We start from the raw sequence: 17,361 nt of genomic DNA on the forward strand, positions 1-17,361 counted from the left end.
TCAGTCCTCCCTGGTGTCTTCGGGTTTTGAAAGGCTTTCGCGCGCGAAAGCGGCTTGGCGCAGGAATCCCTGGCTCGATGCCTTGGGATCGGCCGCGCCGGCAGCGCCGTCCGGGAAGGCCTCGTTCAGCTTCTCCAGCAGGGGATCGAGCGGCGAGCTGGGAACCTGCTCGGCGGGTGTCGCATCAGGGGTCTTGGTTGGTTCAGCCACGGCCTATCTCCCCATGTCGCGGCCCTCACGGGCCTGATCGTGTTGTGGCTCCTTGCCCAGCTCGTGGACTTGGTTCTTCCCGGCCGCGTACTGGATAGCCACCTTCTCGCCGACTTGCATGTCTCGATCCAGCGAGGCCTTCTCGTACCGGACAGCGATCATGTCGGACATCTTCACCAGGGCGTGCTGCGATGACTCGGCCACCACTTCACCCTTCACGTCGCGCTTCAGCTCGTCGGGGTCACGCACCATCAGACCGCGATGCGCGGCAGCGGCGTCGATCACGCGGCGCGATTCGTCCAGGGTCACATTGCCTTGCGGCACCTGGCCACGATGAAGCTGCTCGGACAGTTCGGCGCGCGCCGTGAAGTAGGAGTTTTCGCGCTGGTCTTGCGACGCCTGGGCCGTCCATGACTGCTTGAGTTCGTGGAGCTGCTTGTAGGCACCGTCCAGCTCGGGGTGCCGCTCCAGGGCCTCGCGCTTGGTCATCTGGTCGAAGGCCGCCGCGCGCTGATAGGTGTTGGACTGCTCGAAGCGATCCAGATCAGCGCGGGCCGCATCGAGCTTGGAAGCCAGCTCGCCACGGTCTGCAATGACGGGCTTTGGGCTGCGGTCGGCATCGGGCTTCAGTGCTTCGGCATAGGCGCGCTTCAGAGCCTCGTCGTTGCCACCGATCCACTTGTTGTATTCCCGGAGCCCATCCTTTTCCGTGTAGGTGGTCTGGCCAGGATGCGAGGCGGCCTCTCGGCCGTTGAGCAAGCGCTCGGTGCGGATCACATAAGGATGCTCCTGGGTGGGCGCATCTCTGAATGCCTTGGCCGCCTCGTGGACGTTCTGGTATTCCTTCGACTCGCCACTGGCCACGGTGCCCACGGTGTAGCTCACGTTGTCGCGCACGCCTTCGCGCTGCTTGGCCAGGGTGTTGATTTCGTAGAGGGCCGAAACGTAGTCCCGGCGCTCGGCGTGCGTCCATTCGCGCGAGCGCTCCTGCTGCAAGGCCTGTGCAGCCTCGGGGGCTTTCTGCCACTCGCCGCGCTCCTGCTTGTTCTCGTAGACCGGGCGCTGGTTGGCGTCGTAGAGGCGCACGGTGTCGGCCAGCTTCTCGCGCTCCAGAGAGCGAACCGACTCCACCATGCCGGTGTAGGCCGCGTCGTGCTGCTCGCGGTTGACGAAGCGACCGGTGCCACGCTCGGCCACTTGTTCCTCGAACCGCAGGCGCGCGCGCGTCATTGAGGTTTCGGGGTTCACCGCCATCACGCGGGCCTCCACCTCGTAGCCGTTCTCCTTCAGGCGGTTGGTCAGCTCGCGGATGTTCTCCGGGCTGCGCATGGTGCCGTCCACCACCAGGTTGCGTCGGCCCTCCACAGCCGCCATCGTGAGCCGCGTGGCCCACTCGCCGGCTTCCTTGTGGGTGCGGTCGGCCGCGTTCTGCGGGTCTTCCTTGCTGAGCTGCTTGTAGCGCGGGTTTTCCTCGCGCATCCGGTCAGCGTCAATCACCACAGCCCCGCCGTTGCCACGGAACTCACGGGCCGCTTCTGCTGCCAGTGCCGACTTGCCGGAGCCTGGCTGTCCACCCAACACGATGGCCTTGGGGTTGTCCTTGGCCTCGGTGCGTGTCAGGGCATCGCGCTCTACGTCCTTGTAGGCGCTCTCCATCGCATATTTCGATACCTCGCCGGCTGCCATCTACGCCTCCGTTCAGTTGCTTGCGTAGAGGTCGCGGGCCTGCTGGCCGAACCGCTTGATGACCGACTCGATGGCTTCCTCGTCGTTCGGCTCCAGGGCTTCCCGCAGATCGCGCAAGCTGCTCTTGGCCGCCTCGGCGACCTTGATGGCGTTCTCGTCGGGTTGAGGCTTGTCGCGCTCGATGGCAATCTGCTCGGAGTGGTGGGCAATGATGGCCCCCAGCACGTCCAGCGCCACCTCGTAACGGACGCCCGTGCGGCTGAAAAGTCCTGCTGTGCTCATGTCGTATTCCTTTCCCTTGTCGATCAGCGCGGGGACATTTCCCGTGTGCGCTCCATCTGCATGTCACGCCCGCCGCGATCCTTCGCGGGCTCCTTGCCCTGGTCGTAGACCTGGCTCTTTTCTGCTGCGTACTGGATGGTCACGCGGTCGTTCTGGTAGACGGCCCGATCCAGGTTCTCGCGCTCATAGCGCACCGCCACCATGTCGCCGACCTTCAGCATCGCGTGGTGGGACGACACCGCCACCACCTCGCCCTTGAACGTGCCCCCCATATCGGTGGCATCGCGCACCATCAGGCCCCGGTAGGCGGCCGCTCGGTCGATAACGTTGCGTGATTCCTCGACCGTGACATCACTGCCGACCACCTTGCCGGCGTGCAGGTCGCGTGAGATTTCCGCGCGAAGCTGCGGCACGTCCAGGCCTGACTCGCGCGCGTTCATCATGGCCTTGTAGGCTCCGTCCAGCTCCGGGTGCTTGGCCAGCGCTTCGGCCGGCTTGAGCTTGTCGAAGGCGACGGCGCGCTCTACGGTCGTAATCTCGTAGAACACCTCGCGCATCGGCGCTGGGTTGCCATGCGCCGATTCCTTGGCCGCTTCGTTCCAGACTTCCTTGCCGACCTTCTCGTAGTCCAGCTTGTGCCCGGAATGGCTGGCCAGCTCGTTCATGTACTCGCGTGTGGCCCGGCCGTTGCCTTCGCGGAAGGGGTGCATTTCGTTCACCACCGCGTACACATCGGTCATCGCCTTGGCGAACTCCTGCTTGTCCAGTCCTCGGCCGTAGTGGGCATCCTTCACGAGCTGGTGGGCCTTCTCGCCGTAGCTCGGGATTTCCTCTGTGAAGGCGAACAGCGTCCGGTTGGCTCCGTTGCCCTTCACCATGTCCACGGTGCGCAGCTCGCCAGCCCACTCGTACACGTCCTTGAAGACATGCCGGTGGATGTCTTGAAGGTGTGCCAGGTCGAAGTCGCCTCGAACGGGATGCTCGCGCAGCTCCTGCGCGCGGATCGCGGTCGCGCCGCGCTCGAAGCGTTGCAGCTCGGCTTGATTCTGGATGTCGGCCTTGTTCCGCAGCACGTTGGTGCCGGGGTAGACGTAATCCTCCCAATTCCCGTCAGCCATCAGGCACCCCGCTTCGCCAGCTTCAGGTACTCGGCCACGGCCTGGTCGGGGGTCAGCTCGCCATTGATGACACGTTCCTGGATGGCCAGGTCGTGTGCATCCATGTGCAGCCCTTCCAGCGCCTGGGAGGCATTGGCCTGGCGGAACTGTTCGCGCCGCTCTGCCTGGATGTCGCGGGCCGGCACAGGCTCGGCCAGCAGCTCGTCAAAGTTGTTCATAGTCAACCGCCTCCATTTCCAAAGAGCCAGAAGGCAACCACCACGAGGAAGCCGACGATCAGCAGCTTCATGATGATTCCCCTGAAGAAGAAGGCCAGGACAAAACCGATGATGATTCCCGTCACCATCGGCCCATTCCCGGCCATGTTTTGCAGGTAGCCGAACATGGTGCTGAACACCCGCATAGCCACCTCTGCGATGTCCCCGAACACGCTCAGGAACTGGTGCATGAATTCGCCTACGTCGAAGCTCCCCATCAGCGCGCCTCCCATTGCAAGACCTGCACGGGCAGGTGCATCGAGGCGAACAGGCCCGGTCGATTCGTTACCAGGGTCGCGCCGGCCGCGACCGCGTGCGCGGCCACCATGATGTCCAGCTCGCCCATGTCGGCCCCGTCGCGGACAGCCAGAGGCCGCACGCGGGCGTATTCATCGGCCGCAGCGTCATCCCATGCCAGCGAGCGCACGATCTGGAAGAAGGACAACAGCACCCGGCGCAGCATCAGGTGCTCGGGGAAGTCCATCAGCCCCAGCAGCAGCTCGGCGCGCGTGACGGCCGAGACGCACAGCTCTTGCGGCAGGGTGGCCGCAAGCTGCGCGTTGCGGTCTTCGGTGATGTCGCCACGGATCAGTGCAGCCGCGACGGTGGTATCCAGCATGAACGGCATCACTGCGCCTTCCCTCGTGTCGTGTTGTTGTTCGCCCGGCACTGCCTCTGCATTTCCAGCTCTTGCCGCACCGCCTTGGAGTGGCAGGCCAGCAGCACAGGCTTCACCGTGTCGGGCACCTCGGGATCGTGCTGAAGGCCCGACAGCAAGCGCCGCTCGATCTTGAGGATGAAGCTCTCAGCCAGGTTGCCGGAGCGGGCGGCGATCAGCAGCGCATCCTTGCGCAGCCGGTAGTACCAGTGCTGGGCAGCGGCTGCTTGGTTACTCATGGCACACCTCCCTCGCTACCTTGTTCATCGGCCGCGTGGCCATGTAGCCCACAGGGATGCCAGCCGCCCGGATCGCACGGAAGAAGCTCGACCAGGTGCTGGCACCGGGCAGCGTCGTCAGGATCACGTCGCCGGTCAGTTCGTCGCGCCGAATGAAGACTTCTTCGCCCTCGAAACGGAACTCAGCAGGTAGCCGAACGGCTTGGCTGGAGCCGTTCTTGAACAACTTGGCAGGGCGCAAATCGGTCATGGTTATCTGCTGGTGAGTGGGTATATGCAGCAGTCTATATTGCCGTCACTTTGCCGTCAATATGACGGCACTTAATACCGCGCCCGATAAGGCTCACCTTCCTCCCAAAGCCGCTGCCAGTAGGTCGCGTACTCCTTGGCCAGCGTCGGGTGATGCCAGATCACCAAGACGTTCTCGCTGTTGCGCCTCGCGGCAGAATCCGTGTAGTTGAAGCTGCCCGTTTCCACGGTGTCGCCATCCACCACCAACACCTTCGAGTGCTGAATCGCGTACCGGGAATTGATGCGAACCGGGACGCCCACGTTGGCCAGGAAAGTGGCGGACGTGTAGCGCTCCGTGAGCTGCGACTTGTCCATCACCACCATCACTGACACGCCCGCCTTCTGCTTGCGCAAAAGCGCCTCGGCGATGGGCTTGCTGGTGAACGAGTAGGCCGCAATGCGGATCGAGGTCTTGGCCGAGTCGATGACGTTGAGCACCAAGTCAAGCGCGCCACCGTCAGGTGCGGTCGCCATCTGCACCCACGCACGCCCGTCCGCTGGGGGCACCGTGCCCATATAGACCTGCTCCGGCACCGTGGCCGCGCCACCCTGCCCTTGCGTGCTGTGCTGTCGCTTGCTGTCGTTCTTGCTGCCGTTGCCAAATTTGCCGCTGAACCAGTCCAGGATGGGCTGGTCGCCGGCAAAGGAAGTGACGGGAGACGACGTGAGTGCGACCCCTATTGCAAAGGCTGTAACGAGGCGAGCTACTGTGTTCTTGCTTTTCATTCAATCATCCATCCATAGTCAAAACGGAAGCCTGTAGTGGCCATGCTTGTTTAGAAACTTGCGCACTTCTCTGAAGCTACGCAGGTTTGGCGGCGGCACACCGTTTTCTTGCGCTATCGAGATTGCGTAACCGACCATCTTGTCCGTAGGCCGCCGCACAGCAGAGCCAACCATCCAGACCAAGAGAACCAAAAACAGGGCGATGAACCACCAGCTTTGAGTCAATACAAAGGCCACCATCGGCAGCAAAACAAGTAGTACGCGCAGCATGGTTGTCATCCTGAACAGGTGGCGGCGTGGCCGCACGAATTGCATTTCTTGCCGCGACTTTTCCGGGGCTGAGCGCGCCCTTCCGTCACGTCCAGATAGCGGTTGATAATTCGCACGCACGCGGAGTCGTCCAGCAGCTCGACCCGATGTGCGGTGCGCTGCCGCGTGCGGCGATTGTTGATGGCCACGTACCCATGCGCTGCCGTCTCGAAGCCCTTGTGACGCAGCAGCCAGGCTTGCAGTGAGAGCTGCGCGATGTCGGTGTCAAACACGCGGTCAAGGTCGCGGTTCTTGTTCTCGACCGGGACGTGTTGCCCGGTGGGCAGGCGGTAGACGCGATCAGGGCGGCCGACCACGGGAAACGGTGCGTCGATCCACAGGTTCTTCTCGACCAGGGCGACTCGGGCGGCCTTGAGTTCTTCAGGGAGCCAGACCTGGGTGAAGCCACGCCAGACGATGAGCATCCACACAGCCACCGCGATGGCCATGCCGAAGAACATGAGGCCGATCAAGGTGTGCATCACCGGCCCTCCACGAACACCACGAGGCGGTCAAGTGCGCGACGTACCAAGCCAGCGGCTCTCGGCCAGCGCTCCAGCACGCGGGCGATGCCAGGCGACACGGCGTAGTACAGGCGAACGGCCACACGGCCGGTCGCACGGGGCATCAGTACCCGGTCGCGCCATGCGCGCAGCGTGTTGGTTTGCCAAGCCTCCCCGCCGTAGACCTGGGAAGCGATGAAGCAGCGCTTGTCCACGATCTGCGAGGTCTGCCCCTCGACCTGAAAGCGCAGATGCTCGAAGGTGCCCGTGGCCGCCTTGATGCGAACATCGAGCGGCCGCGCATCCCCGCGCTCACGGTCATAGACGGCCTTCTGCTCGCAGTAGACCGTCGCCACGATGTCGGTGATGGAGTGGTAGCGCTTCCTCATGCACCACCGCCATCTGCGAACAACAGGCTTGGTGGCATTCCCGCCTTCTCGCACACCTCAATTACGCTATCCCGGACGGCGGTGGATAAGGCCGCAGTTACTGACTCGAAGATGAACTTAAATGACTCATCCTCTCGGGGAACTAGCGCCTCCATCAGATAACCAAGCAGAGCGCCGTTCACTGATAGAGTGAATGTGCCGGCTGGCCATGCCTCGTTCCAGATGTAGAGAAGGGGGAGGATGTGAGCCAATTCGGAAGCCACTTCCTCGCTTGTCACTTCAGCGCAGTAAATCGGCGTGGACAACTGCTGGCTGTCGAAAATTTGTTTAAGGATCAGGCCAACGGCCTGCCTCTCCATTTCTTGCCGTGTCATGCGTCCTCCAATCTTTCGCGCGCGAAAGTCACCGCGCCCTTGCGGGCTGATGGCAGCAGCCAGCGATAAATGCCTAACAGGCTGGTCAGCGTGAAAGCCGCCTGCATGACGATCAAAGCCGGCTCTGCGGCCATGACGCCGTAGGCGATCCACATGGCGTTAGAGCCCAGGAAGGCCAAGAACCCGTACCCTGAAAAGCGGCTGTTGGTTGCCAGCAGGAACGAGCCAAGGACTCCCAGGGCGCATCCTGCCCACTGGATCGCGTCCGTCATTTCTGAGGCATCCGGCAATCGCCACACTCGATGTAGTTGGGGATCGAGCGGTACGGGGTCAGGTCGGTGCCAATGCGGGGATCGGGCTGTTGTTGCTTTGTTGCACAACCTGCCAAGCTGGCCAGGAACAGTGCTGCGGCCAAGGTTTTCTTCATGTTTCGCTCCGAAACGGTAGGGTTTTAGGGGTTGCCAATCCGGTCAGCCGAAGGCTGCGGGCGGGTGCTGTAGTTCCAAAAACGGCCTCAGCCGTTGTATCCTTGTAACTGCCGTCAAAGTGACGGCAACTCGTGCGCTCCCGCACCTTGCGTTGTCGATGGTCTTGTGCCACTGTCCGCGCGCACTTTGATGGAGAGCGGCGGGCATTTAGATTCACGAGGTTTGCGCACCGCGCAGGCCTGAACCCAGGAGATACGACATGCTGAAGAAATACGCCGCTGCCGTCTTTATGACGGCAATTTGCAGCCTCTCCAATGCTCAAGCCGCGCCGAATCAGGCCCCGGTGAAAGGCGGCCTTTGCTATGGCACCCCGCAGGCCTTGAACTGCGAGCACCTGGGCAAAGTCACCGTCAAGGAGATTTACGAAAAGGGTTGGCGCGTTGTCGCTTACGTCAAAGAAGGCCCGAACACGGTTACGGTCGTGATCGAGGAACAAAGGTGAAAACATGATCTCTCGTCCCCGCAAGCTGCTCGGCCTTGTGCCGGTCGTAGCTGCTTGGTTGTTGTCGGACAAGACCGCCTCTAGCTTCCTGGCGATGCTGGTTGGCGGTCTTGTCGTTTGGGTGCCGTACTGGCTCGCCTGGTGGCTTAGCGATGGCTTCAGTGGTTTCAGCATCGGCTCAGCTCCGTTTGACGATGACCCTGTGACCGGATACCGCTGGGGGTCACAGGGCTATGGCTACTACCAGGGCAACCACCGCGTTCACTAGAAGCCAACGCTGTCCTCGCGTTTCTTGTTGTCGTTGAGCTTTTCGCCATCGGCCGTGCCGTCTCCACCCGTGAGCTTGTCCCACGTCTTCTTGGCGGTGTCCTTGATGTCGCGGCCTTCCATGTCCTCGACCACACCCATCGGGTTGGCACGCCCTTCGCCGACCTTCTTATCCGGGCTGGCCCAGGCGTTGACGTTCTCATCGAAGGCTCCAGCGCGAGCCGGGATGCTGGTCTTGTTGTCCGGGTTCAGGTTGCCCTCCACCGCACCACGAGCATCGCTGCCGACAGCAGGCAGGCCGGTGTGAACATCGAGCGCGCCGGCACCGGTAAAGCCGGTCTGGCGTACCTTCTTCTTGTGCTTGCTGTCGATGTCGTCCTTGATATCACCCTGCTCGTGCTGAGCCAGGTTGTGCAGCTCGGATTTCGTCGTCGGCATGTGGCCGCCATCGAAGGTCTGGCCGTTGAGCGTTGAAGCCTTGGCCACCATGCCCTTCTCTGCGGCGAAGTCCTGCACCTGCCTCATGATCGTGGGCGTCTCCTGGCTGTAGAAGCGCATGGCGCTCATGCCATTCCGCGCCGCGACCTGGGACATGAATTCCGGGTCGGCCATGAGGTCGTGATGCACCGAGAAGGAATTGCTCTCGCCTCGGCTGGCCCGATTGCCCACGCCGTTCTCGTTGCGCTCCACGGCGTCGTTGACCCTGGAGTGTTCGTCCACGTTGCTGCGTGCTGCCTCGCGGCCGTGGCGGTTGGTCTGCGCGGACTGTTCGCCCTGCTGGTTGTGAACAGTGCGGGAACCCGATTCCTGGAAGCTGGTAGTGAGCCGGGTCGATTCGTCTGTTGTATGAGCTTGATCGGTACTCTTGTCGCGTGAGTGAGCTGCCGAGTAGTTCTTGGCCGAGTCGAACCCAAGGCGAGCGCCGATAGCCATGCCACCGCCCTTTCCAGGCGCAGCTCCACCACGGGCGTTACGGTAGTTGCCCAAAGCCTTGTCGATTTCGGCCTGGGATGCGCCCGCGTTCTTCATGGAGTCGGCGATGCGCTTTTCTTCCTTCGGATCGACGCCGGCACCGCCACCACCGCCAGGCAAGGCAGAGCCTCCACCGCCGACTGCGCCAGTGTTCCCGCCACCGACACCAAGGCCCATTGCTAGGTTGTCGCTTGCCCCAGCCGTGGTGTTGAAGTGGGAGGCCGTCCGCGTCCCGCTATGCAGGCCTTGGCCCTTGTCCGTCGATCCACCGTGGCTACCTTGCACAGAAACGGCGTTCTCCGTGCTATGCCCTTGGTTGCGGCCGCGCGTATTGTCATGACCGACCACATCCGTGTACGAGCTGGCATCGCTGTGGCGATTGGAAACGGCGGTGCCCTTCCCTGCGATGTCCGTCTCGTGCGCTTCCTGCGTGCGCTGACTGTCCAGCCGGTTGTCGGTGGAAATCGAGGTCATCAGCCGGTTGTGCATCGCCTCCAGTGCCGCCGATCCGTTGCTGGCCAAGCGTGCCACGCCGCCGCTGGACGTGCCGATAGCGGCACCGCCACCTTCGAGCCCGAGGTTGTAGTCCATCTTGTGCATGGACGTGGTGTTGACCGAGTGGGTGTCGATACCGGCCTGGCCCATGCTCACATTGCCGGCCGCCCAAGCAGAGCCCGCAGCCGCACCGGCAGACGTGAAGCCAGTGATGGCCTTGTCGGCAAGGGACATGAAACCACCCTGCCCCATCTTGATGATCGCGCCGGCCATGAACGGCACCAGGACAACCATGTAACCGATCACCGCCTGCTCATCGACAATCGTCGCGCTGAAAGCGTCCGAAAGCTGGAAGGGCACGCCAGGAGCAAGCCCAAGCGCGTTCGCCTTGTGCTTCAGGTACATCAGCGACAGATGGTTGATGACCGCGAACAGAACCGGCCACATGCCGATCCAGGCGAGCGACATCATGTAGCCCCCCAGCACCTTCTTGGCCCCGTCTGAAGTCATCACGACCATCAGGATGACGATCACCGGGAACATGGCGTACAGAATCGCCTCGATCCAGTTGCGCATGTGGGGGATGACTTCTTGGCCCAGCAGACTCATCACCGAGTTCGAGGTATTCGCTTGCGCCGCAGCCTGGCCCTCGGCCGCAAGCGCGGTCACTTCCGCGACCTGTGCCGGGTCGTTGAGCATGGAGGGAAGGCTGGTGCCAGCCTGCCGCCACATGTTGTTGAACATGCCTTGCTTGAGGGCGTCGGATGCACTCTGCGAGCTTTGCAGCAGCCAGTCGTAGGACGTGGAAACGGCATTCAGATACATGCTCTGGGCGAGTGCGTCCGATTGGGCCAGCGGGAATGCCTGCTTCCCGTAGAAGGTCTGAGCTGCCTGCACGGCAGCATCAATCCTGGTCTTCAGGATCACGCCCGTGTTTTGGCAGGTGTCGGTGGTCGGGTTCGCGCTGATCGTGTTGTAGGTGACGAAGCGCGCCGGACTAGTCTGCGTCAGGATGGTGTTCCAGACATCGGTGCCGCCAGTGATTTGCGCGCCGCTAACTTGGCCATCCTTGATGTCATACAGGGTGCATTCCTTTATGAACTGCAAGAGGTCAGCGCGCAGGCCGGGGTCTTGGATTTCCGCGTTGTTGACTTGCTTGAGGATGCGGTGGCCAAAGCCCACATCGCCTTGCTCAAGGCCCAACGTGTCGGGCACGCCGAAAGCCGTTTCGTACTGCTGTGTAATGAAGCCGAAGGTCATGTTGACCGTTTGCCCGATCACAGCCATCGCAAAGGGCACGTTGGCTACCACACGAGGCGGCTGGAGGTTGGTCTTGTCGGTCAGCGTCACGCGCGCGATCGGCATGTTCAGCAGCGTGACAAAGATCAGCGCCTGGAAGAACCAGGTCGCCATTTCGAGCTGCTTGCCGCCGAGGTAGGCGAACATGCCGATGCCGATGGCGAAGATGAAGACCATCTTCAGCAGCCCGGCGAAGCCTGCGCCAGCCATCATCGCGGCGACCGCGTTGAAGACGTAGTAGAGCGTTTCGACGTTCCAGTACGTTGAGATAGTTACGTCCATCATGGGCGTGGCTCCTTATCGCAGGCTGCGGCCAAAGGTGAGCGAGCTGCGCAGAGTCGGCGACAGGTTGGCGCTCAGGGAACGCTCCATGAACTGGACTTCTTGCACCATGTTGAAGGTGCTCATGGTCTGCGTGTAGGCGGTGGACATCTGCTGACGGGCCTGAGTCTTGACCTTCTCAGCAGCCTCCAGAATGACCTTGATCTGGTCGGACATGACGCCACTTGCCGCCACCGTTTGGTACTTCACCAGCGCGGCCACCAAGTCGCTCACGGCGCTACGGATGTAGACCTCTGCGTACTTGGCCGCGATCAGGTCTTGGTAGCGGTTAATCATGGCGTCGGCCAGCCCGGTGTTATTCGATGCCGTGCCGACCGCCACCATCTTGTAGACAGGCAGATCGGTGACGTTGATGAAGTTCAGAACGTCATTCAGGTTGTCGTGGGGCTGACGGGCAGCGATCTTGTCGGCGATGGCCCACAGCTTTGTCCGCACCATCGCACGGAAGCTCAGCACGTTGCCGTTGTCGCCGATGTTCCCTTGGTAGGGGTTCAGGCAGTCGGTGGTGTCGTCGCAGCGCCAGATAGGGAAGTCGAGGTTTGGCGATGCGTCTTGCTTGCCGACAAGCTGCTCAAGCGAAATATCCAGTGCGGGCAGGATGATCGGCGTCGGCGGGGTGCCGGCATTGTTGTTGGTAGGGAAAATTGCTGTTCCGACCATCGACATGATGACCATCCGGTATTCGTCGTCGATGCCATTGAGCTTCTTCAGCGCCTTCCACACCACGTTACCGGTGGGCATGGCGTCCTTGGCTACCGGGTTGCTGCTCGCCACCTGATTCATCGTGTCGTTGGCCTTCGGCTCGTTGTTCATCACGTTTGACCAGGCATCCGAGATGTCGCTGAACAGGTTGGTGTTCACGCCGAAGTTCTTGGCCGCGTCCTGCTTGCCGCGCGTCCACGAATCCGGCACCGAGGCATTCACGATGCCCTTGGCGGTTTCGCAGGAGTCGATGTTTTGGCGGTTGATCTGCTGGGCCGTCGCCTGGAGCGCCTGCATCACGTTGTCGCAGGTCGGGCACAGGTTCTGGATGGCCAGCTTGAATCCGTAGCCCAGCGCATTCGAGCCGATGTTGCGCAGCATGGCCACGAACTGCTCTTTGTTGATGAACGAGAAGCCGCCCATGAACAGGTCAATGCCGCCGCAGCCGGCATTCCAGCTCGGCGGCGTGACGGTGGCCAGGTTGTAGGTCTTGTGCGGCATCCGCATGAACAGACTGCCCCCGGTGTAGAGGTTCATCGTCTGGCCTTGCAGGATGGCCGGGTTGGTGACGTTGCCCTGGGCGTTCACCGAGTCGAAAAGCTGTTGCATTGACATGGCGGACGAATTGGTAGCGACAGCGACGGCCAAGGCGAAAACAGAGAGGCGTTTGAGCAGCATGTCGGTTCTCCTTAGAAGTTCTGGCCAGGCTGGGTGCCAGTCAGGACAAAGATGCGGTTGATAATTTCGGTGAGCGCCATCTGGCCGAAGCCGATGGGTGCGTGGTCGCCCGTGGTCTTGGAGCCGATGAACAGGGCCGGCACCCGCTCAACACCCCAGGCCTGCGCTTGGCTGCGGCCATCGGTGAACTGCGGGTACTCCGGCAGCAGGCCCGCGCCGTCCACCGACACGGCCAGCACCTCGATGCCGTACTTCTCGGACATGCTGCGCAGCACCGGGGCCATCGCGTGGCAGTACGGGCAGTCAGACCGGAAGAAGAAGATCAAGCCGTGCTCCTTGGCCAGCGTCTTCAAGTGCTGTTCCTCGTTGACCTCGCGCTGCGCGTCGTAGGTCTTGATCGCCGTGTTGTTGGTCGGACGCTTGAGCGAGTAGTCCAGCTCGGGGTTCTGCCAGACCACCCGCCGCCAGTTGTCGGCGAAGACCGCCCCCTTTTCCTGCGTGAGCTGCCACAGCTCCAGGTAGTTCTTCAGGTTGGCGTCGGTGGGGTTCATCACGGCCACGTCCTCGCGGCGCTTCAGCTCTTGGCGCATCTGCTCGGCCGTCTTGATTTCCCTCAGAGAGAGCGGACGCGGCGCGGAGGCCTGCGGCGCCGGCGGGGCCACCTGACGCTGCGGCTGCTGTGCGTCCTCGTCGCAGTACCAATTCGGCTTGCTCGTGTCGCACCTCCAGATCGAGGGGTAGTCGAGTGGGCTATCGGCCCAGGCCGCCGTGCAGGCCAGCGCGACGGAAAGCGTCAGTAGGAAGCGCTTCATTGGGCTTCCTCCAGCGAGTCAGGCGCGCGGCCGTCGAGGCAGTAATTGATCTGCGTCTTCAGCAGCGCGTCCGTCATGCCGTGCGTGGACTGCACCTGCTTCTTCGTGTAGTTCACTGACAGGCGCGCGCAGCCCTTTTGCTTGTAGCGCTTCTCCACCGTGGCGCTGACCAGCAGCGAGCCGTTGCTGCGAAACTGGTCGCTGAACTTCTTGGCGATGTCGCCGGTCATGACGCCGGACGCGCTACCGGTGCGGATCGCCTCCACCATCAGGTCGTGCGCGTTGTTGTAGATGCCGTCCGCGAGACTTTCGCGCGCGAAAGTTGCAAGCAGCAGGACAGCGGCAAAGTAGGTGGTCTTCTTCATGTCATTGCCCGTAGTAACTTTTGACCTTGTTCTGCACAGTCGAATTGATCTGGCTGTTCAGAGAGGCGTTGTTGACGCTATCGACGTTGAGCGAAGCGATGAACTCGCTGAAGTCCATCGCAGCAAAGTTGAGCGCCTGAAGCTGGGCTTGGTTGAAACCGCCACACTGGTTGGCCGGAAGGCCAAGCTGCGCCCTGCCCTGTCGATTGACGATCTTGGCCAGGATGGAGTTGAAGCAGCATTGCTGTTGCTTGATCTCCGTGCAGACGTTGATGATCGGAATCTTGTGGGAGCAATAGCTGCCCACATACACGCACAGGTTCTGGCCTTTCTTCATCATCAGGGTCTGCTCGTTCGGGTCACAGCTCAGCCACTCCATCACCATTTGGATGGCGATAGAGATTGCGAAGCTGTAAGGGTCGAAGCCGACGAACTGGAAGCCATCGGCCATCGAGAAACTGAACTGGAAGCCATAGGCCCCGAAGGTGCTACTGCTGCCCAGGCCACCGGCCCAGTCGTTCATCGAAGTCAGCCCCTTGTCGATCAGCGAAATGTCGGTATTGCCGTAGAGGGCGTCATAGACGTACTGCGAGCCCGCTCTGATGCCGTCCTTGCCGACCTGGCCGACCACGGCTGCACCGCCGCTCATGCCCGCCGAAAGTAGCGCATGGTTGGTGTAGGCCCCGCCGCCGCCAGCCGATTTGCAGCAGCTCTTGAGTTCCGTACCGCCCAGCACCTTGATCGAGCATTCTTCGAGGTAGCCCTTGAAGATTTCCACCTTGTTGGGATCAACGCCATAGATGCCGGCTTGGCGCGTGACTTCGACCATCGCGGCCGCCTGGCCAAAGTCCTTGTCCTGGGGCGACGAGGTGTCGTAGCACCCGCTGCCATCGTTGTTGCAGAAAGACGTGTCGCACACGGTCTTCTGAGTCGAGGTGGCGGGCTTATCCGGGCAACTGAAGGTGAAGCTCGCATTGACGCACTTGCCGGTGGCGTCGGTGGACAGGCAGGTGTTGCCGATCTGGCCGCAGCCCTTGTCGCGCAGCGGCTGGCAGGTGTCGATGGAGCTACTGTCTTCGCAGGTGAAGCTGGCTTGGTACTGCCAGCAGTCGGCATTCACGCGCACGGCCCCTTGCGGCAGCGGCTGGCCGTTGATGCAGGCCAGGATGCCGTTGATCTGCTTGCAGGGCGTGGCGTCAAGGCACACGTCTGCTTGGGTCTGCACGCAGCTCTTGGGGCCGTAGGTGATGTCGGCCCAGGCGTTGGCGGTCAGGAGGCAGGTGATGGCGAAAAGGATGCGCTTCATGTTGTCTCCTTACTGCGTTGCGCCGCGAGCTGCCGCGCAGCCGTCATTCCACGGCGTGTTGCAGGTCGGAGCCACGTTGTAGATTTGCCCGGTCACGGTCACGTTGCCGCAAGCGCCACCCCAATAGCCGGTGCCCCAATAGACTTGAATGGTGTTGGTGCCTGTTTGGAGAGGCATCTGGGATGAGACGCTTCCTCCCCAGGTGCCACTACCCTCGTGCCGATTCATCAGGAATTTGCCTTCTGCATTGCAGAAGAAGCCCATCACGTTGTAGGGCGTGTAGTTCGCCGGTGGGGAACAAGACCCGCTATCAGGATCGCAATAACTGAATTGGCTTTGTGAGGTAGGCGAATAGCCGCCAGGGCAGAAATCCAGCAGCTTGGTGTTCGCATAGAACTGCTGGTAGTTCGGCTGGCTGGCCGTGCAGTTGCCGTCCCAATCGTAGGCCGTGCAAGTAGTACCCACTTGCTCAGTCCATGAATATCCAACCTGGAATGCCTTGGTTGTTTGAGGGAAGTAGCTGCCGCTGTAATAAGGCCCCGCGTTCGGGTATCCGGCGAACACTGCATAACCATTCACACCAATGGCCGCCGCGTCATCAAGGTTAGACAGGTTGATGGTTATGTAGCCACCCTGCCCAACGGTATCCAGGTTGAAGTTAATTTGCGCCGAACCCTCCGCACCCCCGGTACAGTTGGGAAGGCTGACGATGTAGTTGTAAAGACCGGCCGTTCCGGTGGGTGTTATGGACAACGAGGGAAATATGCCGGTCTGAGATGTAGAACTCGATGAAATTGGGCTTCCCGTATAGGCACACTGCGGAATCAGCGTCTTCTGACAAGTGAAGCTCTGCGTCACCACGGACTGCTCGCAGCTCTCGGTCTTGTACGTAGCCGGCGTCGTCACTGTCTCCACATGGCACTGCTGATTGCTGGAGCCCGGCGTCGAACCGGGGTTCTTGATGGTGTTCGCCGATCCTGTCAGCAGCGGGTCGTTCTTCTTGTCGATGATGAACTTCGGCCGGATGCTCGGGTTCTTGGCTAGGAAGTTGACGGCATCGCATTCCTGCTGCGCCATCGCATTAGGCGACACGCTGTTTTGGCAGGCAGCGAGCTTCGAGTTGCCTGCCGCGCCGAGGTTGCCGTGACCGTTGGCGAAGCTCGCCGACTGCGGCGCGTTGGTCGTGAAGTTGGGGAGGTTCTGGCTCCCCGTGTTGGTATTCACCTTTCCTGCCGCAGAGTCCTTGCCACTCTGCCCGAAGGTCTTGCCAGCCTGGAAGGCGTCTGCCGGCGTCTGGATCGGCGGATCGGCAAAAGCCAGGGTGGACATGGCGGCCAGGCCGCCCAATGCGATTGCGGTGGTCAGGTTCTTCATCAACGGCCCCTCAGTTGACGTGCGTAGCGTTGAGCCAGCTCGGTGAAACGGCGGTCGTGCTGCGCGATTTCATCCAGCGCGTAGTCGAGGCTCACATCCCCGGCGACGGCGGCGTAGGTGTCCGGCAGCGCGCAGCCTTCGCTGTCGAGCTGGTCAATGGCCTCGGGCTTGGTCAGCACCGTGACGGGCACGGACTTGACCTTGTATTTGGCGAAGGCGTTGGGATTGACCACCACGTTCCCGCGCTTCTCGCCCAGGTCTTTGATGGCGAAGGCGGTTGCCTTCCACGAGTTGTCCTTGAACCCGTTGAGCACCACGGTGCCCCCGAGTCGGCTCACCTGCGCCACGATGCGCTTGAGCGATTCAGGCGGCATGGTGAAGCTCACGAACACCATCAGGTCATCGGTGCGGCGAGCGTCTGCGCGCTGCTCGTAGCGCTTGGCCAGCGCCTGGATGTCCACGTTGGAGACTTCCGGCGTGGGCACGTTGGGAAAGACGTTCTTGGCGTTCTTCGTGGCCGGGTTGTTCGGATCGAACATGGCCTTGCGTTCGGCCTCGATGCGCTTCATTTCGCCCTGCACGGCGGCACTGGATGGCAGCGCCGGGGCCTTGGCCTTGGTCGCCGGATTGTTCGGGTCGAACATCGCTTTGCGTTCGGCCTCGATGCGGCGCTGTTCCTGTTCGAGCTGGGACGCGGTTGGCGTCGTCACGTCAGCCCAAGCGTGGGACAGCAGGGATGCCAGTACGGTGGCAGCGAGAATGCGGGTCTTCATCGGT

The 17,361-nt window shown here is 61.8% G+C and carries 25 protein-coding genes; 2 read left to right on the top strand and 23 right to left on the bottom strand.

What is annotated here, in order from left to right:
• The 16 genes from BFE01S_RS32015 to BFE01S_RS44770 all read right to left on the bottom strand — a co-directional run bounded on the left by BFE01S_RS32015 (position 1) and on the right by BFE01S_RS44770 (position 7,469).
• Positions 1–210 carry a hypothetical protein gene (locus BFE01S_RS32015; protein ID WP_028229016.1) on the bottom strand — a complete coding sequence of 70 codons (210 nt, stop codon included), beginning with the start codon at positions 208–210 and terminating at the stop codon, positions 1–3.
• Between the two features lie 3 nt (positions 211–213).
• Entirely contained in the window at positions 214–1,896 is a 1,683-nt protein-coding gene (locus BFE01S_RS32020; RefSeq protein WP_028229017.1) for a zeta toxin family protein, read from the bottom strand.
• A 12-nt stretch (positions 1,897–1,908) separates the two neighbouring features.
• Entirely contained in the window at positions 1,909–2,178 is a 270-nt protein-coding gene (locus tag BFE01S_RS32025; RefSeq protein WP_028229018.1) for a hypothetical protein, read from the bottom strand.
• Positions 2,179–2,201: 23 nt separating this feature from the next.
• Entirely contained in the window at positions 2,202–3,296 is a 1,095-nt protein-coding gene (locus BFE01S_RS32030; protein ID WP_028229019.1) for a Fic/DOC family protein, read from the bottom strand.
• A complete protein-coding gene (locus BFE01S_RS41005) occupies positions 3,296–3,514 on the bottom strand; it encodes an antitoxin VbhA family protein (protein ID WP_042339272.1) in 219 nt (72 codons plus the stop codon). The genes BFE01S_RS32030 and BFE01S_RS41005 overlap by 1 nt, the downstream gene beginning before the upstream one ends.
• A gap of 2 nt (positions 3,515–3,516) precedes the next feature.
• Positions 3,517–3,771, bottom strand: coding sequence for a hypothetical protein (locus tag BFE01S_RS32040; RefSeq protein WP_169742689.1), 255 nt, complete (start codon positions 3,769–3,771; stop codon positions 3,517–3,519).
• On the bottom strand, positions 3,771–4,172 hold the full coding sequence (locus tag BFE01S_RS32045) for a PIN domain-containing protein (RefSeq protein ID WP_169742690.1): 402 nt from the start codon (positions 4,170–4,172) through the stop codon (positions 3,771–3,773). The genes BFE01S_RS32040 and BFE01S_RS32045 overlap by 1 nt, the downstream gene beginning before the upstream one ends.
• 8 nt (positions 4,173–4,180) lie before the next feature.
• Positions 4,181–4,450, bottom strand: coding sequence for a hypothetical protein (locus tag BFE01S_RS32050; RefSeq protein WP_028229022.1), 270 nt, complete (start codon positions 4,448–4,450; stop codon positions 4,181–4,183).
• Positions 4,443–4,700: an antitoxin gene (locus tag BFE01S_RS32055; protein ID WP_028229023.1), complete on the bottom strand. Its 258-nt coding sequence runs from the start codon at positions 4,698–4,700 to the stop codon at positions 4,443–4,445. Before BFE01S_RS32055 ends, BFE01S_RS32050 begins: the two co-directional genes overlap by 8 nt.
• A gap of 71 nt (positions 4,701–4,771) precedes the next feature.
• The gene (locus BFE01S_RS43615) at positions 4,772–5,467 is read right to left on the bottom strand and encodes a phospholipase D family nuclease (RefSeq protein WP_084170298.1); all 696 of its coding nucleotides are present in this window, start codon (positions 5,465–5,467) and stop codon (positions 4,772–4,774) included.
• Between the two features lie 18 nt (positions 5,468–5,485).
• Complete coding sequence (locus BFE01S_RS32065) at positions 5,486–5,737, bottom strand: hypothetical protein (RefSeq protein ID WP_156967229.1); 252 nt, start codon at positions 5,735–5,737, stop codon at positions 5,486–5,488.
• 5 nt (positions 5,738–5,742) lie between these two features.
• Positions 5,743–6,258 carry a Dna2/Cas4 domain-containing protein gene (locus tag BFE01S_RS32070; RefSeq protein ID WP_028229025.1) on the bottom strand — a complete coding sequence of 172 codons (516 nt, stop codon included), beginning with the start codon at positions 6,256–6,258 and terminating at the stop codon, positions 5,743–5,745.
• Positions 6,258–6,668, bottom strand: coding sequence for a CFI-box-CTERM domain-containing protein (locus tag BFE01S_RS32075; protein WP_028229026.1), 411 nt, complete (start codon positions 6,666–6,668; stop codon positions 6,258–6,260). The genes BFE01S_RS32070 and BFE01S_RS32075 overlap by 1 nt, the downstream gene beginning before the upstream one ends.
• Entirely contained in the window at positions 6,665–7,042 is a 378-nt protein-coding gene (locus BFE01S_RS41015; RefSeq protein WP_156967230.1) for a hypothetical protein, read from the bottom strand. The genes BFE01S_RS32075 and BFE01S_RS41015 overlap by 4 nt, the downstream gene beginning before the upstream one ends.
• Positions 7,039–7,314, bottom strand: a complete 276-nt coding sequence (locus BFE01S_RS41020; protein WP_042339277.1) for a hypothetical protein — start codon at positions 7,312–7,314, stop codon at positions 7,039–7,041. The genes BFE01S_RS41015 and BFE01S_RS41020 overlap by 4 nt, the downstream gene beginning before the upstream one ends.
• Complete coding sequence (locus BFE01S_RS44770; protein WP_156967231.1) at positions 7,311–7,469, bottom strand: hypothetical protein; 159 nt, start codon at positions 7,467–7,469, stop codon at positions 7,311–7,313. The genes BFE01S_RS41020 and BFE01S_RS44770 overlap by 4 nt, the downstream gene beginning before the upstream one ends.
• 260 nt (positions 7,470–7,729) lie before the next feature.
• On the opposite strand from BFE01S_RS44770, the gene BFE01S_RS32090 reads away from it, so the two are divergent.
• Both BFE01S_RS32090 and BFE01S_RS41025 read left to right on the top strand, forming a co-directional pair.
• A complete protein-coding gene (locus BFE01S_RS32090; RefSeq protein ID WP_028229027.1) occupies positions 7,730–7,972 on the top strand; it encodes a hypothetical protein in 243 nt (80 codons plus the stop codon).
• A 4-nt stretch (positions 7,973–7,976) separates the two neighbouring features.
• Complete coding sequence (locus tag BFE01S_RS41025; protein ID WP_042339279.1) at positions 7,977–8,240, top strand: hypothetical protein; 264 nt, start codon at positions 7,977–7,979, stop codon at positions 8,238–8,240.
• Here BFE01S_RS41025 and BFE01S_RS32100 read toward each other — a convergent pair.
• The 7 genes from BFE01S_RS32100 to trbC are packed head-to-tail and all read right to left on the bottom strand — an operon-like array spanning position 8,237 to position 17,357.
• Positions 8,237–11,290, bottom strand: a complete 3,054-nt coding sequence (locus BFE01S_RS32100; RefSeq protein ID WP_245621248.1) for a conjugal transfer protein TraG N-terminal domain-containing protein — start codon at positions 11,288–11,290, stop codon at positions 8,237–8,239. The two genes, BFE01S_RS41025 and BFE01S_RS32100, sit on opposite strands and share 4 nt — an antisense overlap.
• Before the next feature lie 12 nt (positions 11,291–11,302).
• Positions 11,303–12,727 (bottom strand): conjugal transfer protein TraH, encoded by a 1,425-nt coding sequence (locus tag BFE01S_RS32105; RefSeq protein WP_028229029.1) that lies wholly within the window; start codon positions 12,725–12,727, stop codon positions 11,303–11,305.
• Positions 12,728–12,738: 11 nt separating this feature from the next.
• Positions 12,739–13,539, bottom strand: coding sequence for a conjugal transfer protein TraF (locus tag BFE01S_RS32110; RefSeq protein WP_028229030.1), 801 nt, complete (start codon positions 13,537–13,539; stop codon positions 12,739–12,741).
• On the bottom strand, positions 13,536–13,904 hold the full coding sequence (locus BFE01S_RS32115; protein ID WP_028229031.1) for a hypothetical protein: 369 nt from the start codon (positions 13,902–13,904) through the stop codon (positions 13,536–13,538). Before BFE01S_RS32115 ends, BFE01S_RS32110 begins: the two co-directional genes overlap by 4 nt.
• Before the next feature lies 1 nt (position 13,905).
• Positions 13,906–15,210 (bottom strand): conjugal transfer protein TraN, encoded by a 1,305-nt coding sequence (traN, locus tag BFE01S_RS32120; RefSeq protein WP_052421045.1) that lies wholly within the window; start codon positions 15,208–15,210, stop codon positions 13,906–13,908.
• Between the two features lie 9 nt (positions 15,211–15,219).
• Positions 15,220–16,584: a hypothetical protein gene (locus BFE01S_RS42135; protein ID WP_052421046.1), complete on the bottom strand. Its 1,365-nt coding sequence runs from the start codon at positions 16,582–16,584 to the stop codon at positions 15,220–15,222.
• Positions 16,584–17,357, bottom strand: coding sequence for a type-F conjugative transfer system pilin assembly protein TrbC (gene trbC, locus BFE01S_RS41035; RefSeq protein ID WP_052421047.1), 774 nt, complete (start codon positions 17,355–17,357; stop codon positions 16,584–16,586). Before trbC ends, BFE01S_RS42135 begins: the two co-directional genes overlap by 1 nt.
• Between the last annotated feature and the right edge of the window lie 4 nt (positions 17,358–17,361).

Origin of the sequence: Paraburkholderia ferrariae NBRC 106233 (assembly GCF_000685035.1) — a bacterium.
Lineage (GTDB): Bacteria > Pseudomonadota > Gammaproteobacteria > Burkholderiales > Burkholderiaceae > Paraburkholderia > Paraburkholderia ferrariae.